General features: G+C 76.2%; 2 protein-coding genes. Both read right to left on the minus strand.

From position 1 onward, the window contains the following. On the minus strand, window positions 1–565 hold a 565-nt coding region (locus PROKR_RS08430), incomplete at its 3' end, for an MFS transporter (RefSeq protein ID WP_211240073.1). Between the two features lie 128 nt (window positions 566–693). Further along, window positions 694–1,261: zinc-binding dehydrogenase (locus tag PROKR_RS08435; protein ID WP_157601963.1), on the minus strand; the 568-nt coding region annotated here is incomplete at its 5' end.

Consider the following 1,261-nt stretch of genomic DNA (forward strand, 5'->3'; position numbering starts at 1 on the left):
CGCGATCCTCGTCGGCCGTGGGGCCCCCGCCGTGCGCGGCTGTCAGCCCCGGGCGCATCAGGATCGCCGCGGGGATCGTGAGCGCCGCGGCGCCGAGGAAGACCCAGCGCCAGCCCAGGTGGTCTACGACGAGCCCGGCCAGTCCCGGCCCCACGATCGCGGGGACCACCCACGCGGCGGCGAACGCCGAGAACACCGCGGGGCGTCGTTCGGGGGCGAACACGCGGGCCACCAGCACGTACAGCGCGACGCCGAACAGCCCGCTCCCGACACCCTGGACCGCGCGCCCCGCGATCAGGGCGCCCATCCCGGTCGCGGTCCCGGCCACGACGAGCCCGACGACGAACAGCGCCACGCCGGTCCACATCGCCGGCGTCGGTCCGGTGCGGTCGCACCACCGTCCCGCGGTGAGCATGCCGACCACGCTGGTGGCGAAGACCACCGCGAAGGCGAACGTGTAGTGCCGCAGCCCGTCCAGGTCGACGGCGATGGTGGGCATCGCCGTCGCCACGGCCAGGGCCTCGAACGCACCGAGGGAACAGAGCGCGACCATCCCGATCAGCACCAGGCGCTGTCCGCCGGCACTGAGAGCGCCGGGCTGCGCGCCGGGCTGTGCGCCGGGCTGCGCGTCCGGCTCTGCGACCGGCGGTACTCCCGGCCGTGAGGCCGGCTGATCAGCTGACACCTCCGCGGTCACACCAGCACCACCTTGCCGGTGGTGCGGCGCTCCTCGAGCTCGCGGTGGGCGCGTGCCGCCTCCGCGAACGGCACGCGGTGCGTCACCACCCGCCACCGGCCCGACGCCGCCATGGCCAGCGCGCGTTCCTGGTACGGCCGCTGGTCGCCCATCGGCGGCGCCTCCGGCCCGACGGCGTAGCGCACCTCGATCGGGGACTCGATCCGGTCGGCCTCCGCCCAGGACGTGTACCGGTTGGCCGTGCCCGAGGCCCAGCCGTACGCGACGAGCCTGCCCGGTGTCACGCCGGAGCCCGCATCGGCGCCATCCGCCCGGCGCAGCAGACCCGTCGCCGCCGTCCCGAGGTCTCCGCCCACGCCGTCGAGCACGAGGGTCGCCCCGGAGGCGCCGAGCGCCGCCCGGGCCTCGTCGAGCCAGCCAGGGGCGGAGTAGTCGACCAGGGCCAGCCGGTCCGTTCCGGACTGAGCCTCGCCCTCCAACGACTCGCCTGGCAGCAGGTCGCGCAGCACCTTGAGCTTCGCCGCGCCGCCGGCGAGCGCGACGACGCGCGCGCCCGCGCGCAGC

It is taken from the genome of Promicromonospora kroppenstedtii DSM 19349 (genome assembly GCF_000515355.1).
Taxonomy (GTDB): domain Bacteria; phylum Actinomycetota; class Actinomycetes; order Actinomycetales; family Cellulomonadaceae; genus Promicromonospora; species Promicromonospora kroppenstedtii.